Source organism: Gilliamella sp. M0320 (assembly GCF_016101635.1).
Lineage (GTDB): Bacteria > Pseudomonadota > Gammaproteobacteria > Enterobacterales > Orbaceae > Gilliamella > Gilliamella apis.
In genome coordinates, this window is record NZ_JACFQD010000008.1 from 1 (window position 1) to 18,718 (window position 18,718).

The window sequence follows — 18,718 nt, forward strand, 5'->3', positions numbered from 1 at the left end:
GTAGTGTGGGTATTACCCATGTGAGAGTAGGGTGCCGCCAGACTTTTAAATATACGAGCCCAGCAGCAATGCTGGGCTTTTTTGCGTTCTAGGATTAATAATACTATTGTAGATAGCCAAATAATTTCTATACAACGCTTTATCACAAAAATATAACGTTATATTTCTTTTACATATCATACCTAATCTTAAATACTTCTTATCGGCATCATTATTTTTGTTATATGAATGGTACACAGTTCTTTTCTATTAAAAACCAAAATATTTTTTTACTAATACAATATTGGTATTTGATGGAAATACATATAACATATTCGTTAGTGATGATAAGGAATTTCTATGGATTTATTGCAATTACACCAACAATATAGAAGTGGTAAACGGTATAAATATATATACTTTTGGGGACATGTAGAAAAGCAACCTTCTATCATAACAAAGAGTTGTTTTAGCCAATGGTATCCAAGTCGTTTTGAGATTGATAATATTTACTATCCAACTGCAGAACATTATATGATGGCTGAGAAAGCAAGATTATTCGGTGATAAGCAAATATTATCAAAAATACTTACTACTAATTCTCCTGGATTAGCAAAAGCATTAGGGCGTCAAGTAAAAGGATTCATACCGAAGATTTGGGATGAACACTGCTTTAATATTGTCATAAATGGTAATTATGCTAAGTTTTCACAGAATTCAAAGTTGACTGATTTTATATTATCAACCAAACAAAGAATATTAGTAGAAGCAAGTCCGGTTGATAAAATATGGGGGATAGGATTGTCTCAGGATGATCCTAATATTGAAAATCCGCTAATGTGGCGTGGAAAAAATTTGCTTGGATTTGCTTTAATGAATGTTCGCCAACAATTACAAGAAAAATAATGAATTATTTATACGAATCTTATTGGATAAGAAGCAATATTCAACTATTAAATATTGCTTGCTGATTTATTAACCTAATAATAAGGCATCGTCAGTTACTTTTTCACCACGAGTTTTTTCAAACATATCTAATAAATCTGTGACTGTTAGCTTATCTCGTTGTTCTCCTGACACATCAAGTACTACTTGTCCTTGATGTAGCATCACTGTTCTTGTGCCATATTCTAATGCTTGTTTCATTGAATGAGTCACCATCATAGTGGTTAGTTGGTTTTTCTGAACAATTTCATTAGTAAGATCCAAAACAAATTGTGCAGTTTTGGGGTCGAGAGCTGCGGTATGTTCATCAAGTAATAATATCTTGGATGGTTGCAATGTTGACATGAGTAGGCTAACGGCTTGTCTTTGTCCACCAGAAAGCAAGCCCATCATATCTGATAGTCTATTTTCTAAACCTAAATTTAGCGTTGCTAGTTTTTCTTTAAATAGAACACGCAGTCTACGATTTAAAGCTGGTCGTAAAGTAAAATTATTGCCACGGTTGTAAGCGATAGCTAAATTTTCTTCTATGGTCAGGTTTTCACAAGTTCCGACCATTGGATCTTGGAATACTCGTGCTACCATTCCAGCTCTTTTCCAAGCTGGCCATCGTGTAACATCTTTATTATTAATGGTAATATGACCAGAATCAGCAATCAGATCACCACTAATGACATTAAGTAATGAACTTTTTCCTGCGCCATTACTACCAATAATAGTAACAAATTCCCCTTTTTTGATATTGAGATTCAAACCACGTAATACATGATTTTCAATTGGCGTTCCTTGATTAAACGTCAATTGTAATTGTCCTACTTTAATCATGCTTACTTACCTCTTTTTTTAGAATATTTTTTTAGTTGTTTTGGTAATACTAATGCCAATACAACCAATATTGCTGTAATAAGATTTAGGTCTTCAGTACCTACACCAATTTCTTGTAAGAATTCATTACTGAGTGCGAAAGCGATAAATAATCGATATAAGATTGCACCAAAAATAACTGCAATCATAACTGCCCAGATGCGTTTTGTTGGGAATATACTTTCACCAATAATAATTGAAGCAAGACCGATAACAATAGTACCAACCCCAATAGTGATATCGGCACCACCTTGTGTTTGCACAAATAATGAACCACCTAGAGCAATTAATCCGTTTGATATTGCCATCCCTAAAATAGTGATCGCACCCGTTGGAATGCCTTGAGATTTTGCCATTCGTTGATTAGTACCTGTTGCTCTTAGTGCTAATCCAACTTGAGTATTTAGAAATAGATTGAGTAGTAGCCAAAAAACTACAACAAACGCTAAAATCATCATGGGTTGTACTAGATATTGATTGCTGTAATCTTCAGCCATAAATGGTGAAAAAATAGTTTTTGCATCTAGTAATGATAGATTAGGGGATCCTGCCATTCTTGGGGTTTCGCCCATAATATATGGGCCTATCCCTAAAATTCTTAAATTAATAGAATACAGACCTATCATTACAATAATACTGGATAGTAATTGCAATATATTAAGTTTAACATAGAGTAGTCCAGTCATTGCACCTGCAATACAACCAGCAAACATACCTAAAAATGTTGCTATCCATGGATCAATACCAACGTACATACATAATCCACATACTGCACCACCAAGTGGAAAACTTGCATCAGCTGTTAGATCGGGAAAATCAAGTAATCTAAATGAGATAAACACACCCAAACTAACTAATGCGTAAATAAGTCCTATTCCAATTGAGCCTAATAAAAATTCAAATGACATGAAAAAATCCACTAAAAAAGTAACCGCCAAATTTGGCGGTTTAGTTATTAAAACGGTTTAAATTATTTTTCGACAACTTTTGCCGCTGATTTTAATACTTCTTCCGATAGCGTTACACCTTGACGTTCAGCCGCTTTCTTATTTATTGTTAACTGTGTGATATTACCAACTTGTGGTGCAATATCACCTGGTTTTTCACCGTTAAGAATTCGAATAACAATTTTACCAGCTTGGCGACCAAGATCATAATAACTCATTCCTAAAGCGGCAATCGCTCCTCGTTCAGCTGAATCTGGGTCAGATGCTACTAGCGGAATTTTGTTTTCATTGGCAACTTTAGCTAAAGCTTCATAGGCCGAAACGACGTTATTATCGGTTGTTGTATAGATCAGATCAACTTTTCCTTTTAAACTTCTTGCTGCAGTTGAAATGTCGGAGGTTCGTTGTGCTGGTGCAGCGATGATTTTCATGCCACGTTTTTCAAGTGCAACTTGTAATTCTTTAAGTACAATTGTTGAATTAACTTCACTAGGACTGTAAACATAACCGATATTTTTTGCATCTGGTTTGATTTTTAACATCATATCGATTTGTGATTCTAATGATAAAGCATCGGAAACCCCGGTTACATTTGTTTTAGATGCATCCCAACTTGGTGTCAATTTAGCTGCAACCGGATCTGTTACTGCAGTAAAAACGATAGGGATTAATTTAGTTGTAGCAACTAACGCTTGGGTACTTGGTGTTGCAATCCCTACGATAGCATCTGGTTTATTGGCAACAAATTGTTTAGCGATTTGGGCTGCATTAGCGCTACTACCTTGGGCACTAGCAAATTGTAATTTTAGGTTTTCACCAGCAATATAGCCATTATCTTTTAACTCATCTTCAACACCTTTACGGACATTATCTAAGGCAGGATGTTCAACAATAGCGGTGATAGCAACAAATTTTTGTTCGGTTTTATTATCAGCAGATGAAAAAAATGTTACTGCGGATAAACTGAGTAACATAAAAAGTTTGATTATTGAATTTCGCATTTGCTACTCCTGTAATATTTATTTTACATTCAATCTAAGTATTTGCTTACTATAAAGCAAAATCGGACAATTTTCTATAGTTAAAAGAAAGTATATGTGTAAATTATTTGTTACAGCTTGTGTTATTTTGGTCGAAATAAATGCATTATTTAGCAATAAACGATAGTAATAATTTTTGAGGAGAGGGGTTTTTAAAACCTTGCTCATTTAATGAGCAAGGGATTTGATGATTATCTCAGATAAGGATTTATTTTTGACCGATAACTTTATAGGCTGATTCGATAACATCTGTTGATAAATCAATTCCTTGCTTCTTAGCAGCATCAATATTGACCACCAAACGTAATGCTTGACCTATTTCTGGCATAATATTTCCTGGTGCTTCACCATTTAAAACTCTTACCACAAGTTTGCCTGATTGGCGGCCAACATCGTAATAACTCATACCATAAGCGGCAACTGCACCACGTTCAATTGCATCGGGGAATGATGCTAACAGAGGTATTTTATTTTCGTTGGCAAATTTAACTAATGATTCATAAGCCGAAACAACATTGTTATCTGTTGTCGTATAAATAAGATCAACTTTTCCTTTAAGTGTATTGGCCGCAGTTGAGATATCTGCGGTACGTTGAGCCGGTACCGCGATTAATGATATATTTTGTTGGCTAAGTTGTTGTTGTAGATTTTTTAGCACTACAGTTGAGTTAATTTCACTAGGACTATAAATATAACCCACCGCTTTTACATTAGGCACAATTTTCTTCATAAACTCAATTTGAGGGCCTATTTCTTGATAATCTGAAACACCAGTAACATTGTTATGTGTTGGCTCCCAGTTTTTGATTAATTTAGCTGCAATTGGATCGGTAATTCCAGCAAAGACGACTGGGATTTGTTTGGTCGCGGCAACCGTTGCTTGGGCACTTGGTGTAGCGATAGCGACGATAACATCAGGTTTAGCTGCGACAAATTGGCGTGCAATTTGTGCGGCTGTAGCACTACTACCTTGGGCACTTCGATATTGTACCTGCAAGTTTTCATTCAATTTAAAACCACTTGCGATTAACTCATCTTTTACCCCATCACGGATTTGATCTAATGAAGGATGTTCAACAATTGCTGTTATCGCAACATTTTTTATGGTATCAGCTAAACAGGAAAATGATGTAATTACTAACATCACTATCAATAATAAATAACGTTTCATTATCAAGAACTCATAAACTAGTACAGTGATATTATTCTAGTCCTAATAATTTAAAATGTTAAGTAATATTTTTATAATTAATTATTATAAAAAGATAAAATGTTCCTGATTGAAAAATTCTATTTTTGTGCAAAAACAAATGGGTTTATCCCACTTTTTGCGAATCCTTCTTCTTCTGTTTTTATATCTAAGATTAATGATGCTACATCATCGGCAATAACTTCTATGTGAGGATCTTTATCTTGATCTAAAATTTTCAAATAGCTATGACAGGCATCACAACATTCAGTTTTTATTGCTGCCATTTCGTTATCTAATGAGAAATATTGGATATCTTGCATATTATCGCAACAAGTACATTTTACCCGCGGTACATACCATTCGCTTTCACACAAACTACAATGAAGATATCTTAAACCATTATTACCGCCAAGTTGAATCACACTAGCAACCGGTAGGCTATTACAAACAGGGCATAGCCAATTTTGATCAGTATTTTCAGCAACTGCTTTTCCTTTAATTTGATTAGCCAGTTGACTGTAATAAACCGATAATGCAGACCAAATAAATATAGATTCGTTGCCTTCGACCAGATCAAATTTACCCTGTAGTAAACTAATCGCTTTTTCTTGAAGTTGTTCAGGATTATTTTGTTTTAATCGTTGAATTACGGCTTCAATTTGTTCACTGGTATCGGAAAAAGAATTTAATAGTTCAGATAAATAATCTTGCCAAATATCATTTAATGGTAAATTCTCTAAATTTAATGGCGCTAAGCCATTATTGAGTAAATTTGGTGCTTCAATAGCGTTTTGTTGATTAATTAATTTGGCTTGTTGCTCTGCTATTTTTGCACAAAATAGTAAATAATCGCTTAATGGGTTATTTTCGGCTAAAGTTTTTAAACGTGCCGCACGGTGAATATAAAGTGTTTTCGTTGATGGATAAAATAGCAATGGGATCTGCCTAATTACTGAGCTTATATTTTGTTGTTCAAGTTGTTCTTGTGAAATGATTTTTATACTCATTATTGATTACCACTTTGAGGTTTTATCCAGAATTGATTTAGCCATTTAGTAGATCTGCTGATTAATATCAGCAGATCTACTATTAGACTTTATAAAGCAGGTTTTTGCTCAGTTTGCGGTGATTGCTCAACCTTGGTTTCACTCTCGGCATTAAGTTCTTGCTGATAAACTTTTTTCATTTCTTCTTCGTACCAGGATGAATGATTTTTAAACGCCCAAGCTCGAGAAACATAGCCAGTTATCATACCTTTTATGGAACCTTTTACCCAAAGTGCCATATAAGCATGGCCAATGGCTAATAAAATAAGACATATAGCGGCAAAAGAATGTAAAAATATGGCAATACGAACTATTTGAATTGGGAAGTAATCGGAAACATAGCGACGCCACATAATTAAACCTGTGACAAATAATACAAAGATCAGACTCATAATGCACCAGAATAGAAATTTCTGACCAACATTATACTTACCGATCGGAATACCTTCTTCTTTACCCATAATGACGTGTTTAAAGTTTTTAATCCATAACAGGTCATTTTTATTTGGAATATTATGATGTGCTAGTTTTATAAACATAAACATTAATAAAACGAATACTACACAACCAATGATTGGATGCAACGCTCTAACTAGTTGTGGTGTACCAAGAAATAATCCAAATAGCTTAATGGATGGAAAAAACAGCGACAAACCAGATAGTGCCGTTAGAATAAACAAACAGACCATACACCAATGACAGAAACGTACAATAAGTGGTGTTCTTAATATCATTCCTTTTTTATTCATGATGAGCCTCCGATTGCGACGAATTAGGCGTATTTTTCCGGCCAAAAATAGGCAATCCTAAACGTTTTCTTGCTTGTTTATCGGCTTCTTTTTCGTGTTCTATATCTGCTTCATCGACTTCAATCGCACCGACACCCATATAGTGGAACAGCAATCCACCAAAAGTAGCGACAAAAGCAGCTGCTGATAGTGGCTTCCAAGCACCTTTCCAGAATTTAACAATTTCACTAACTTGCGGGTCTTTTGGTAAGCCATGATAAAGTTCAGGTTGATCGGCATGATGTAAAACATACATAACATGTGTGCCACCCACACCTTCTGGATTATAGAGACCAGCGTGTTCAAATCCACGTTTTTTCAAATCAGTAATTCGATGCTCGGCATGACGAATCATATCTTGTTTGGTGCCAAAATGAATCGCTCCCGTTGGGCAGGTTTTTACACAAGCAGGTTCTTGGCCAACTGCGACACGATCAACACATAATGTGCATTTATATGAATGATTATCTTCTTTGCTGACTCGCGGAATATTAAATGGACAACCAGCCACACAATAACCGCACCCTATGCAGTGTTCCGATTGAAAATCAACAATACCATTTGCATATTGGATGATTGCTCCTTCTGATGGACACGCTTTTAAACAACCGGGATCGGCGCAGTGCATACAACCGTCTTTACGGATAAGCCATTCAAATTTGCCATTGATCTCCACTTCTGAATAGCGCATAACGGTCCACGCTTTTGGTTGTAAGTCGGCTGGATTATCATAAACGCCGACAGTATTGCCTACTTCTGCTCGTAGGTCATTCCATTCGCTACAAGCGACTTGGCAAGCTTTACAACCGATACAGGTAGTTACATCAATTAACTTGGCAACTTCCTGCTGATAATCTCGTACACGAGGTGCAGGGGTTAAAGCGTTAGTTGCTGAGCGGCGAATAATATCTTGAGTTTGTAATGACATAATTTATCTCCCTCCTTATGCCGCTGTGGTAACTTTTTCGATGTTAACTAAAAACGACTTATATTCAGGTGTTTGTGAATTAGCATCACCTAAATGTGGTGTTAATTCATTAACCAAAAAGCCTTTTTTCGTTTGCCCCGTGAATCCCCATACAATTGGAATTCCTATGGTTTCGATCTCTTTACCATCAACAGTCAAAGTTGGTAAACGTTTTGTCACAACTGCTTTGGCTTTGATATAACCTCGATAAGAGGTAACTTTTACTGTATCGCCTAATTTTATGCCTTTCTTATTGGCAAGATTTTCACTCAGTTCAATAAATTGTTCCGGTTGTGTGATGGATGCTAATCTCGCATGTTGCGTCCAGAAGTGGAAGTGTTCAGTAATACTGTATGTGGTGCCAACATAAGGAAACTCATCTGCTTTACCTAAGCGAGCTAAATCCTCTTTAAATGCTCGAGCAACTGGGCTATTAACTTGTTTAGGATGCATAGGATTATTGGAAATTGGTGTTTCAAATGGCTCATAATGTTCAGGGAATGGACCATCAACCAAACGATTTAAGCAGAATAATCCACCTAAACCGTCATTATTCATGATAAATGCACCGGCACCAGAGCTTGGTGATAATGTACCGGTAAAGTCAGCGACATCATTACCATCCCAATTTGTACCATTCCATTTGATTAACACTCGATTTGGATCCCATGGTTTACCATTTTCGTCGGCCGAGGCTCGGTTATACAACACTCGTCGATTCATTGGCCATGCCCATGCCCAGCCAGCATGGATACCTTTACCGGATGGATCACTAGGATCGCGGCGAGCCATTAGATTACCTTGCTCAGTCCAAGAGCCACAGAATATCCAGATCCCTGATGAGGTAGAGCCGTCAGCTTTTAATTGTGAAAAACCGCTTAATAGTTGGCCTTTTTTCAGGATGACATTGCCACTGTTATCCGTTAAGTCAGCTAATGCTCGACCATTACACTCTTTAGCGAGTTCTTCAGCCGATGGACCTTCTGGATCTAGATAATCCCAGCTTAAATTGTTAATTGGTTCGTGATAAGCACCACCATCTTGTTCATAAAGCTCTTTAATTCTTAAGTAAATGCGGGCAATAATCTCTGGATCATAAAGTGATTCGTAAGGTGGTCTGGCTGCTGCCCAGTGCCATTGTAATAAACGTGATGAGTTAACAATTGTGCCGTTTTCTTCAGCAAAGCAGTTAGCAGGAAGCCTAAATACCTCGGTTTGAATTTTGCTTGGATTAACATCGTTGGATTCGCCATGATTTTTCCAAAACTCAGCGGTTTCGGTTGGCATTGGATCAATGCTAACTAAAAACTTAAGCTTAGATAATCCATCACGGATACTATTTTTATCAGGCAGTGCTGCTAATGGGTTGAAACCTTGGCAAATAAAACCATTAGCTTGACCATCACGCATCATTTTGCTGAATCTTAAAACATCATAGGTTTTATCCCATTTTGGTAACCAATCAAATCCCCAATTGTTATCTTGAGTGGCATTCTCGCCGTACATTGCTTTCATAAAGCTAACAAAGAATTTCGGGTAATTACCCCAAAAATTGACCTCATTTGGACCGAGTGGTTTAGGGGTTTTTTCTGTCAGATATTGCTCTAGTGAAGTTTGCGATTCTTTGGGTAAGTCAAGATAAGCAGGTAATCGATTAGATAGTAATCCTACATCAGTTAAACCTTGAATGTTTGAGTGTCCACGTAAAGCATTGATACCACCGCCCATAACACCAATGTTGCCAAGAATAAGTTGGATCATCGCTGCAGTGCGAATGATTTGAGTTCCATAGGTGTGCTGAGTCCACCCTAAGGCATATAAGAAAGTTGCTGCACGATCGTTGGTTTTGGTACTAGCAAGAGATCGACAAACATGTAAAAAACCGTCTATTGGACTACCGGTAACTTTGTTTACCATTTCTGGCGTATAACGACTCACATGTTGTTTTAATAAATTCCATACACAACGTGGATGACTTAGGGTTTTATCTCTTAATGCATAACCACTTTCATCTTTTTGATATGCCCAACTGGTTTGATCGTATTGACGGTTAGCTGCATCATAACCACTAAATAAACCACTATTTGTATCAAAGTTAAAATCATCACGGACAATTAAACTAGCATTAGAGTGGGTAACTAGATATTCAAAGTTTACTTCGTTATGTGAGATAAGGTAGTTAATAATGCCAAGTAAAAAAGCAATGTCAGAACCAGCACGAATTGGTACATAATGATCGGCGACAGAGGCAGTTCGATGAAAACGTGGATCAATCGCAATCAGTTCCGCGCCGTTAGTAATTTTAGCTTCAATAGCCCATTTAAATCCAACCGGGTGGGCTTCCGCTGCATTACCCCCCATAACGATAACCACATTAGCATTTTTGATATCATTCCAATTATTGGTCATCGCGCCTCGACCGAATGTCGCAGCTAAGCTAGAAACAGAAGGACCATGACAAACCCTAGCTTGGGTTTCGAGGCTTAACATTCCTAATGAACGAGCAACTTTAAACGCTAACCAACCTGTTTCATTACTCGCTGCTGAGGTAACCAACCAGCCGGTTGTTGTCCAGCGATTAACGGTTGTACCTTGTGCATTTTTTTCTTGAAAGTTTTTATCTCGGTCAGCTTTCATTAGTCGGGCAATACGATCAATTGCTTCATCCCAACTAATCCGTTGCCATTTGTCAGAACCAGGAGCACGATATTCAGGATATTTAACTCTTTGTTCGCTTTTAATATAATCAAGTACTCCTGCACCTTTTGGACAAAGAGAGCCTCGGCTAACTGGATGATCAGGGTCACCTTCGATATGAAAAATAGATGATTCGGCATTTTTTGCTCCATCGCCTCGGCTATAAAGGAGCATTCCACATCCTACTGAACAGTAAGTACAATTATTTCGCGTCTCTTTTGATTTTAATAATTTATATTGGCGAGTTTGTGCAAGAGCTATGCTCGGTGCCAGTCCCAGCGTAGCTACTGTGGTTCCAGCCATGCCACCAGCACAGATCTTAAAGAACTGTCTACGGTTAAATAGCATATGAACTCCTTAAAAAGCTGACATTACATTATTTAGATTATTATGTAGGAATTTATAAACATCCTTATTAATTGTAATGATAATATTTAATTGAATGGAAATAAAGGGATAAATATTTAAAAGTTTGACATATGTCAAAAATATCAATTGCTATTTGCTTGTTGTAATATTTTATTGAGATTAAATACATTTTTAGTAAAACTAATTAAGCAAGGAAATGTTTAAATTAAAGGTTGGAAGCGTAGTATATTCGGCTTACTGATAGCAATCAAGTAAGCCTTAGTTTATTATTTTAGATTAATTTCGTCAATTGTCTGCATTACTCGGTTGGTGATTAATGGTTTAAGTATTTTATTCATAGTGTCAATTTTTGCTAAATTGGCATCGTCTTTATCATCTAAATAACCTTGTTCACGAAGTGAAGCAACTAAGGTTGAAAAAACACCTTTATCAAAAAACTCTGGTGCATTAATACCATGAAGTATCGATAAACGTTCGGCTATTAATCGGCCTTCTTTTTCTAAACTTGCTCGGCTGATGGTTGGATCTTTTTGCAATAATGAAAATGCAATGACATAGCGTTGTAATGTATCTTTTGAGGATGATGCCAATAGCTGTAAACCTGACATTTTTAAGTAGTTCAAGGTTAATTTGTCTGGAGTGTAACTGATTAGATTCAATTCGGCATAAGTTGCAATAATGTTATTTACGTACTCAGTTAGTTGTTCATCATTGTGATATAAAAATAGTTCTGATTTTATTAATGGGAACAGCAGTTTGACTTGCATAAGTACTTCATCAAGCGAAATACGGTTATTTTTAAGCAAAATTCGCGCGACAATTGCTGGAATGATCAGTAAATGCTGAATGTTATTACGATAATAGGTCATCAATACTGCTTGATCGGCGGTTAGACCTACCATTTCACCAACTTCATCAGTGGTAATAACAAATTTGCCCATTTCTTTAGCATGTTCAAACATCTGTTCAGCAGTTTGATCAGGAATGGTAATTAATTCGGAATAAGGAATGTTTTTTAATAATTTTAAGAGATAATCAATATTTTCTAATAATTTTACTTTGGTTAATGTACATTGGTCAGCAGCTAACAATATTGAACAACATAAATTCATCGCATTAATTGCAGCAGATGAATTTATGTGTTCCATTATTTGTGTAGCCAGCAGATTAGTTGTGGGTGTTAACCAGCTAGGACGTTGTGTTCCTGTTGGATCAATCGCATCTCGCCAATCAGGAATTTGTTGATTTAAAAATTGGTTTAAAGGGATAGGATCACCAAAGTTAACATAACCAAAGCCTAATTTTTTCAATTTTAAAAATGCTTTAATTGTACGCCACAAGCTCTCTTTTTCTTTTTTTGCGCCACGAAGTTCATTGGCATAAGTGGCAACTTCTAAAACATGTTCATAACCAATATAAACAGGAACGATTGTGATTGGCCGAGGATCACCACGCAATAAAGTCTGGACTGTCATCATTAACATTCCTGTTTTAGGATCAAGTAACCTACCTGTACGTGATCGACCGCCCTCGATGAAATACTCTACCGAATAACCTCGGATAAATAGTTCAGCTAAATACTCCCGAAATACAGCGGTATAAAGTTTATTACCTTTAAATGAGCGGCGAATAAAAAATGCTCCTAAGCGCCTAAAAATAGGTCCTGCTGGCCAGAAGTTTAAATTAATACCTGCGGCAATATGTGGTGGCACCAGTCCTTGTCGATAAAGTACATAGGATAGTAATAAGTAATCCATATGACTGCGATGACATGGCGCATAGACAATTTCATGGCCATTTTCAGCTAATTCTCGAACAGGATCTGCATTGGTGACTTTCAAACCTTGATAAAGTCTATTCCATGCCCAAGTCAGAACAAAATCAGTCATTCTAAGCATGCGATAAGAAAAATTAGCCGCAATTTCGTTTAATAATGATAAGGCATTCTTTCTGGCTTTATCCTGATCTATTTTTTTGCTTTTAGCTTCTTCTTGTATAGCTTCGGCAAGGGCAGGATTAGTTAGTAATTTGTTAAGCATCTCTTGACGAACAGGTAACTTCGGACCAACAGATGCAGCCCTTTGTTTGGCAAAGTGTATGCGTGCGACACGAGCAAGTTTGTGGGCTAGAACAGAGATATCTTGGTTATCGTCAACCTTAATATTTTTAAATGATACCGTTCGAGAGAATCGGGTGTAACAGTCACGACCAGAAATTAAGATTTTATAAAGTTTATACGTTGCGCCTAAAACTTGTAGTGAAGGCATTTTTTTACCTTCTTTATCTGGTTTTCGCCCAAACATAACGGAAACCGGCAACATTTGCACATCAAGTTCATCATTTTGTTGATGCGCTGAGATATATTCTCTTAAAATTTCAATTGATTTATTTTTTTGTTTTTTAGAAGCAAAAATACCCGGTCCTTTATCAATATAAATATAAGCAGGAATAGTATTACCATTAATATCAATGCCTAATAAAGGATCTGGCAAATCATATTTAAGACAAAGTGATCTCACTACCATTAAGTCAATTTGTGAATTATAAGGTAGTACATACAAAATTGGTCGATGGATATCGAGATCCAATTCAGTAATGGGATCAGTAGGGATCGGTTTACTTTTAACAAAAAGCTTAACAGGGATCTGAATTAGTGAAAAATAAACTTTTGTCCACCAAGAAAACATAAAAATAAACCTCATATTTTGTAGCTAATTATATATTTAAATCATTGTTAGCTATTAGTTTATCGACTAACTTGTCGATGCATAAATTGCAAATTTATATTGTTATTTTACTTTTTAACAATAAACATTAATCCAAGTATATATGTGTTATTGTCTAACTGTTAGTTAATTTGCATAATCTTTCAGCTAGATTGTTTTAATTTATAGATGCCTATGTCTACCCATTATAAAGACATATTAATAGCAACACTATATAGTTTATTGAAATTAAGTTATCACAATGGTTGTATTAATGAGCGAAAACTAGCCATCACAATCCAGTTTAAATCGTGATGGCATCAGTCTATTATCAAGCTTTGCTTTGATACATTACATCTAAAATGTAACGTAATTGTTTAACATCGAGTTGACCTGGAGCTGAGGCGTTTTTGGCGGCACCAAATGTCATGGCTGAACCAAAGGTTGTCCCTGCAATGCGGCTGATTGCACCAAGACCGGCCATTGACATGGTAATAATTGGTTGTGTAGCAAATTTTTCACTCATTTCGCTGGTTGCGGCAAGTAATGTTAATACATCATTAGTATTTTGTGGCATCACAGCAATTTTAGGAATATCTGCACCTAAGTCTTGCATTTTTCTTAATCTATAGACAATATCACTTTGTGATGGTGTTTTCTCAAAATCATGGTTTGAAGCAACCACGAATACGTTATTTTTATGCGCAATATCGATAATTTCTTTTACATTGTCATCGCCAATAAAGACTTCAACATCAATTAAATCAACTAAGCCACTGCTTGCCATTGCTTTATTTAGTTGTATATAAGCATCTAATGGCCATGGTTTTACGCCACCTTCATTTGCGGTACGGAAAGTAAATAAAATTGGTTTATTGGGCAATAAGGTAGCTATTTTTTGTGCTATGGATTTGACTGCATCAATATTATCAACTTGTGTAAAGTGGTCAACTCGCCATTCTAAAACGTCAAAATCAATAGTTTGTAAAAACTTTACTTCATCAATGAGTTCATCTTCGGTTTTTCCAATAATTGGCACAATTATTTTTGGAGTACCTTTACCTATCTCAAGCTGTTTAACTGTTACTATATTCATTTTATTTCCTGTTCACCACTAAATTAATCATTAAATCCCATTTGTTCTTTGACATAATCAATTGGTGCATCTTCGCCTGTCCAAATTTTTATTTGTGCCGCTCCTTGCCATAGCATCATACCGATGCCATTGAGTGTTTTACATCCTTGTTGTTCGGCCATTTCTAATAGCTTAGTTTTGCGTGGGCTATAAATACAATCTGTAACAACGAGATCTGATCTCAATATTGTTGGCTCGGTAATTAAACTTTGCCCTTCTAATGGTTTCATTCCAACACCAGTGGCGTTACAAAGTACATCGCTATCAGCAATTTGTTTTTTTAGCTCATTCTCATCAGCTAGATCGGTAATATGTACTTTACATTTTGTCTGTTCATTTAATTTTTTTATTACCGATTCTATCTTTGTATAGCACTCATCTTTCTGATTAAAAATAGCAATTTCTTTTACACCATCAAGTGCTGCTTGTACGGCAATTGCGGTTGCCGCACCTCCGGCACCGAGAATGGTTATTTTTTTATCTAGCATATTAATGCCAGCTTCTGCTAGCATACGCATATAGCCAATGCCATCAGTGTTATAACCGGTCAATACGCCATTATCATTTGAAATAGTATTACAGGCACCACTCATTTCTACCGCAGGTGTTAATTTATCAAGGTATTGGCAAACAAGTTGTTTATTGGGCATTGAAATAGCACTACCTCGTAACCCAAGTGCTCGTAAACCTTTTATTGCATCGGCTAGCTTTGGTTGATCGACTTCAAATGCTAAATAAATAAATGGAATATTTAATTTAGAGTAAATGGTATTTTGCATTTGTGGTGACAGACTATGACGAATCGGATAAGCCATTAAACCAATCAATAGAAAATGACCATCAATATTACTTCTCATTTGAAATTCTCCGTAACTAATCTAAATTTTGTCCAAAACTGATCATATACCATGATGTTTGTGTCTAGTAATTTTGTTTAGCCGAAAAGCTGGCAATGTTGACCTTAGCTTATTTAATTCAATAGGATAATTATTTAATTGTAATCTCAGTTTTGCTATTGCTTTTATAATGACACGAGATCAAGTGTGCTACAACCTAAAGATTAACAATATTATTTGTTTTATTAATTCACATTTTAATATGGTCAGTTAATTGATGATTAAAAAAGCTCTATGCGAGTAAGCGTATACTAACAATTGCACTTTAAATAGCTATCGCCTAGAATAACCACCTTTATCTCGCTACGAAGAATCTATTTATGAATACTATTCTTGAGCTGTTTTCCTCAGTAAATGCAGTTGTTGTTGCTGTTATTTTAATGTTAGTACTTTCGCTTTGCCGAGTTCATGTGGTAATTAGCTTAATTATTGGTGCATTTGCAGGTGGTTTATGCAGTCATCTAACCCTAAAAGAGACCATAGACGCTTTTAATACAGGTATTAGTAATGGGGCTAATATTGCCTTATCTTATGCTATGTTAGGTGCGTTTGCGGTGGCTATTTCTAAATCAGGTTTACCAGAATTATTAGCTGATAAAGCCATTAAACAATTAACTACTAATGATGCCAAAACACGAATTAAATGGTTATTAATTATTATTATCGGGTTAGTTAGTATTTCCTCACAGAATATTATTCCAATTCATATCGCCTTTATTCCGCTATTAATTCCACCACTTTTATATGTGATGTCGAGATTACAACTAGATAGACGAATGATTGCGTGTATTATGACATTTGGTTTGATTACGCCATATATGTTTTTACCGGTCGGATTCGGTAATATCTTTCTAAATCAAATTTTGTTAAAAAATATTATTTCATCGGGGATGGATGTTAGTCATGTTAATGTCATGCATGCTATGGCTATTCCAGCTTTCGGTATGTTTGTTGGTTTACTATGGGCTATTTTTGTCAGTTATCGTAAACCGAGACAGTATGAACTTATCCGTGAAGAGAGCCATGCCGAACAGTTTAGTAATGTAAGTGTTCGTTCACTTATTATTTCATTATTAGCGATTATTCTTTCTTTTACCGTGCAACTTTGTACTGGATCGATGATATTAGGCGCGTTAATTGGTTTTATTTGCTTTATTGTTTCAGGTTCAATCAAATGGGGCGAAGCGGACGGAATCTTCACCGATGGTATCAAAATGATGGCAATGATTGGTTTTGTGATGATATCTGCGCAAGGATTTGCCGAAGTATTAAAACAGACGCATGAAATAGAACCTTTAGTCATTAATAGTGCAGCGTTATTTGCTGGTAACAAAGTCGTGGCCTCTTTCATGATGATGTTAGTTGGTTTGGTCATTACGCTGGGAATTGGCTCATCATTTTCTACTGTTCCAATTATTGCAGCAATTTATGTTCCGTTATGCGTTCAATTAGGATTTTCACCAATTGCGACCGTTTGTTTAATTGGTGCATCAGGAGCTATCGGTGATGCCGGTTCACCACCTTCAGATACTATTTTAGCCACATCTGCTGGTTTAAATAGTGATGGACAGCATGACCATATTAGAGACAGTGTTATTCCAACCTTTACCCATTTCAATATTCCGTTATTTATTGCTGGATGGGTGGGATCATTGATTCTTTAAACAATCAAAAGAATTAAGGCTATTATTAGTTATGAATAAAAAGTCATACCGAAATATTCGTGCGCTTTGTGCAAAAGCTATTTTTGCGGTACTTGAAGAAGGACAATCACTTAGTACGGCTTTAGCCTCTTTGAATCATCAAGTTGCTGATAAAGACAAAGCACTAGTGCAAGAGATCTGTTTTGGTGTAATGCGAGTGCTACCAGAACTAGATTTTTATATTCATAACTTAATGAGCAAGGTCTTAACTGGAAAAAATAGAATTTTACATTACCTATTGTTAACTGGATTGTACCAAATTCTTTATACCCGAATTCCTGAACATGCCGCTGTAGGTGAAACAGTAGGTGCGGTTAATGATTTAAAAAAACCGCAATTAAAAGGTGTGATTAATGGCGTTTTACGTGAATTTTTACGCCAACAGTTGTCATTAAAACAAAAATTTCAGCAAGATAGTAAACAACAAATTAGTCAGACCTTACATCCTAGTTGGTTATTAAATCGTTTAAAATCAGCTTATCCAGAACAGTGGCAAGCAATTGTTAATGCGAATAATCAGAAACCACCGATGTGGTTACGAGTTAATCTTAACCATTATTCGGTTAGTGAATACCAACAATTACTTGAAAAACAACAAATTGTTTCCGAGACTTGTGCTGATATTCCTTGTGCTATTCGCTTAACTACGGCGGTAAATGTGACTAAGTTACCGTTTTTTGCTGAAGGAGCGGTAACCGTACAAGATTTATCAGCACAATATGCGGCTTATCTATTAGCACCTAAAAATGGTGAGCAAATTTTAGATATGTGTGCCGCTCCTGGCGGTAAAACCACTCATATTTTAGAACTTGCGCCAACAGCTAATGTATTAGCTGTAGATGTTGATGCCAACCGAGTTAAACGAATTGATGAAAATTTAACACGCCTAAAACAACATGCACAAGTCAAAGTTGGTGATGGTTTAACCCCTGAGAAGTGGTGTGATGGGCGTCAGTTTGATCGCATCTTGCTTGATGCTCCGTGTTCGGCTACCGGGGTTATTCGTCGTCATCCTGATATAAAATGGTTACGACGTGATAGCGATATCGCTCAGCTCACCGAACTACAATATGCTATTTTGACACGTATCTGGCCTTATTTAAAAACAGGTGGCACCTTAGTTTATGCCACTTGCTCCGTATTGCCAGAGGAGAATAAGTTACAAATTGCCCGTTTTTTACAACAAACCCCCAACGCCAAACAGCAGGGAGAACTTAAGCAGTTTTTACCGACGGAATTGGCTGGTGACGGTTTTTTCTATGCTGTATTAAGGAAAGAATAGTTATTAGTTATGTTTATGGGGTAAAGCAATTTAGTTGTCATTTTTGCCTTTTTAATTGTTAGTTGGTTTGCAATAATTAATGATGAATTAAATTCTGACTCATAAATTTTTGAGGAACGGGGTTTTTTTTAACCATAAAATTTAATCAATAACATCTTATCAT

At 36.0% G+C, this 18,718-nt stretch carries 14 protein-coding genes; 3 read left to right on the forward strand and 11 right to left on the reverse strand.

What is annotated here, in order from left to right:
• Positions 1-339: 339 nt before the first annotated feature.
• Entirely contained in the window at positions 340-885 is a 546-nt protein-coding gene (locus H3T83_RS09865; RefSeq protein WP_198215666.1) for an NADAR family protein, read from the forward strand.
• Positions 886-954: 69 nt separating this feature from the next.
• Here H3T83_RS09865 and H3T83_RS09870 read toward each other — a convergent pair whose 3' ends face one another.
• The 11 genes from H3T83_RS09870 to H3T83_RS09920 all read right to left on the reverse strand — a co-directional run bounded on the left by H3T83_RS09870 (position 955) and on the right by H3T83_RS09920 (position 15,531).
• A complete protein-coding gene (locus H3T83_RS09870) occupies positions 955-1,749 on the reverse strand; it encodes an ABC transporter ATP-binding protein (protein ID WP_065578412.1) in 795 nt (264 codons plus the stop codon).
• Positions 1,750-1,751: 2 nt separating this feature from the next.
• On the reverse strand, positions 1,752-2,696 hold the full coding sequence (locus H3T83_RS09875) for an ABC transporter permease (RefSeq protein ID WP_065578411.1): 945 nt from the start codon (positions 2,694-2,696) through the stop codon (positions 1,752-1,754).
• Between the two features lie 62 nt (positions 2,697-2,758).
• Complete coding sequence (locus tag H3T83_RS09880; RefSeq protein ID WP_065578410.1) at positions 2,759-3,736, reverse strand: ABC transporter substrate-binding protein; 978 nt, start codon at positions 3,734-3,736, stop codon at positions 2,759-2,761.
• Between the two features lie 247 nt (positions 3,737-3,983).
• Positions 3,984-4,946, reverse strand: coding sequence for an ABC transporter substrate-binding protein (locus tag H3T83_RS09885; RefSeq protein WP_198215667.1), 963 nt, complete (start codon positions 4,944-4,946; stop codon positions 3,984-3,986).
• A 119-nt stretch (positions 4,947-5,065) separates the two neighbouring features.
• Positions 5,066-5,974: a formate dehydrogenase accessory protein FdhE gene (gene fdhE / locus H3T83_RS09890; RefSeq protein WP_198215668.1), complete on the reverse strand. Its 909-nt coding sequence runs from the start codon at positions 5,972-5,974 to the stop codon at positions 5,066-5,068.
• 89 nt (positions 5,975-6,063) lie between these two features.
• A complete protein-coding gene (locus H3T83_RS09895) occupies positions 6,064-6,762 on the reverse strand; it encodes a formate dehydrogenase subunit gamma (RefSeq protein WP_065614648.1) in 699 nt (232 codons plus the stop codon).
• Positions 6,755-7,729, reverse strand: a complete 975-nt coding sequence (gene fdxH, locus H3T83_RS09900) for a formate dehydrogenase subunit beta (protein WP_198196256.1) — start codon at positions 7,727-7,729, stop codon at positions 6,755-6,757. The genes H3T83_RS09895 and fdxH overlap by 8 nt, the downstream gene beginning before the upstream one ends.
• Before the next feature lie 15 nt (positions 7,730-7,744).
• Positions 7,745-10,813: a formate dehydrogenase-N subunit alpha gene (gene fdnG / locus H3T83_RS09905; protein ID WP_198215669.1), complete on the reverse strand. Its 3,069-nt coding sequence runs from the start codon at positions 10,811-10,813 to the stop codon at positions 7,745-7,747.
• A gap of 287 nt (positions 10,814-11,100) precedes the next feature.
• Positions 11,101-13,536: a glycerol-3-phosphate 1-O-acyltransferase PlsB gene (gene plsB, locus H3T83_RS09910; RefSeq protein ID WP_232351152.1), complete on the reverse strand. Its 2,436-nt coding sequence runs from the start codon at positions 13,534-13,536 to the stop codon at positions 11,101-11,103.
• Positions 13,537-13,870: 334 nt separating this feature from the next.
• Positions 13,871-14,635, reverse strand: a complete 765-nt coding sequence (gene aroD, locus H3T83_RS09915) for a type I 3-dehydroquinate dehydratase (protein ID WP_198215670.1) — start codon at positions 14,633-14,635, stop codon at positions 13,871-13,873.
• 23 nt (positions 14,636-14,658) lie between these two features.
• Positions 14,659-15,531: a shikimate dehydrogenase gene (locus H3T83_RS09920; protein WP_086320856.1), complete on the reverse strand. Its 873-nt coding sequence runs from the start codon at positions 15,529-15,531 to the stop codon at positions 14,659-14,661.
• Positions 15,532-15,890: 359 nt separating this feature from the next.
• On the opposite strand from H3T83_RS09920, the gene H3T83_RS09925 reads away from it, so the two are divergent.
• Together H3T83_RS09925 and rsmB are read left to right on the forward strand one after the other, a co-directional pair.
• Entirely contained in the window at positions 15,891-17,234 is a 1,344-nt protein-coding gene (locus tag H3T83_RS09925) for a Na+/H+ antiporter family protein (RefSeq protein WP_065614644.1), read from the forward strand.
• A gap of 31 nt (positions 17,235-17,265) precedes the next feature.
• Positions 17,266-18,555: a 16S rRNA (cytosine(967)-C(5))-methyltransferase RsmB gene (rsmB, locus tag H3T83_RS09930; protein WP_198215671.1), complete on the forward strand. Its 1,290-nt coding sequence runs from the start codon at positions 17,266-17,268 to the stop codon at positions 18,553-18,555.
• Positions 18,556-18,718 lie beyond the last annotated feature (163 nt).

Coding starts and splice junctions, on each gene's coding strand:
- H3T83_RS09865 (WP_198215666.1), top strand. CDS start 340: ATGGATTTATTGCAATTACACCAACAATATAGAAGTGGTAAACGGTAT.
- H3T83_RS09870 (WP_065578412.1), bottom strand. CDS start 1,749: ATGATTAAAGTAGGACAATTACAATTGACGTTTAATCAAGGAACGCCA.
- H3T83_RS09875 (WP_065578411.1), bottom strand. CDS start 2,696: ATGTCATTTGAATTTTTATTAGGCTCAATTGGAATAGGACTTATTTAC.
- H3T83_RS09880 (WP_065578410.1), bottom strand. CDS start 3,736: ATGCGAAATTCAATAATCAAACTTTTTATGTTACTCAGTTTATCCGCA.
- H3T83_RS09885 (WP_198215667.1), bottom strand. CDS start 4,946: ATGAAACGTTATTTATTATTGATAGTGATGTTAGTAATTACATCATTT.
- fdhE (WP_198215668.1), bottom strand. CDS start 5,974: ATGAGTATAAAAATCATTTCACAAGAACAACTTGAACAACAAAATATA.
- H3T83_RS09895 (WP_065614648.1), bottom strand. CDS start 6,762: ATGAATAAAAAAGGAATGATATTAAGAACACCACTTATTGTACGTTTC.
- fdxH (WP_198196256.1), bottom strand. CDS start 7,729: ATGTCATTACAAACTCAAGATATTATTCGCCGCTCAGCAACTAACGCT.
- fdnG (WP_198215669.1), bottom strand. CDS start 10,813: ATGCTATTTAACCGTAGACAGTTCTTTAAGATCTGTGCTGGTGGCATG.
- plsB (WP_232351152.1), bottom strand. CDS start 13,536: ATGAGGTTTATTTTTATGTTTTCTTGGTGGACAAAAGTTTATTTTTCA.
- aroD (WP_198215670.1), bottom strand. CDS start 14,635: ATGAATATAGTAACAGTTAAACAGCTTGAGATAGGTAAAGGTACTCCA.
- H3T83_RS09920 (WP_086320856.1), bottom strand. CDS start 15,531: ATGAGAAGTAATATTGATGGTCATTTTCTATTGATTGGTTTAATGGCT.
- H3T83_RS09925 (WP_065614644.1), top strand. CDS start 15,891: ATGAATACTATTCTTGAGCTGTTTTCCTCAGTAAATGCAGTTGTTGTT.
- rsmB (WP_198215671.1), top strand. CDS start 17,266: ATGAATAAAAAGTCATACCGAAATATTCGTGCGCTTTGTGCAAAAGCT.